The organism is Kosakonia quasisacchari (assembly GCF_004331415.1).
Classification (GTDB): domain Bacteria; phylum Pseudomonadota; class Gammaproteobacteria; order Enterobacterales; family Enterobacteriaceae; genus Kosakonia; species Kosakonia quasisacchari.
Map to the genome: position 1 here is coordinate 1 of NZ_SJOP01000072.1, position 646 is coordinate 646.

Annotated in this window: 1 protein-coding gene; it reads left to right on the forward strand. The window is 53.4% G+C overall.

Annotated features, from left to right (window positions below; all coding sequences use genetic code 11):
* Nucleotides 1-119: 119 nt before the first annotated feature.
* Nucleotides 120-646 (forward strand): POTRA domain-containing protein (locus E0L21_RS24715; RefSeq protein WP_131413840.1); only part of this gene is annotated, 527 nt, incomplete at its 3' end.

Below are 646 nucleotides of genomic sequence, written 5' to 3' on the forward strand. Positions count from 1 at the left end.
TCCTGAATATTGTTTTTTCATTAAGCCCATAAGAAAATACTTAAAAATGATGACTATAACTAACCTAACCAAAATTTACTGGTGAGGGTTACCTTTATTCTGGTCAGGGATGGGCTTACGTGCGCTATTTGGTGGTGTGGTTATTTTTTGTCACGGCGGCATTGCAGGCCGCACCCTTATCACCGGCGGATCGTGATGCCGTCCGTCAGCAGCAGGAACAACTGCTGCGCCAGAATCAGCAGCAGCGCGACGAGCTGGAGCGCGCCACACCGCTGCCGCGCGCAGGCCGCACCCCGTCTGACACGCAGGCCGGTGGCCCCTGTTTTGATATTCACACCATCACCCTTTCCGGCGTGACGCTCATCAGTGAAAAAGCGCAGCAGAAGCTGCTCGCACCCTGGCAGAACCAGTGCCTGAATATGGCGAAAATAACCGAACTCACCGCCGCCATTTCCGACTGGTATATCAGCCGGGGCTATATTACCAGCCGCGCGTTTCTTACTGAGCAGGATTTATCCCACGGGGAATTACGCATTGTGGTGCTGGAGGGGAAATTACGCCATATCCGCCTGGAAGGTGAATCCCCGCACATGCTGAAAATGGTATTTCCGGGGCGGGAAGGGAAAGTTCTCAACCTGCGGGATAT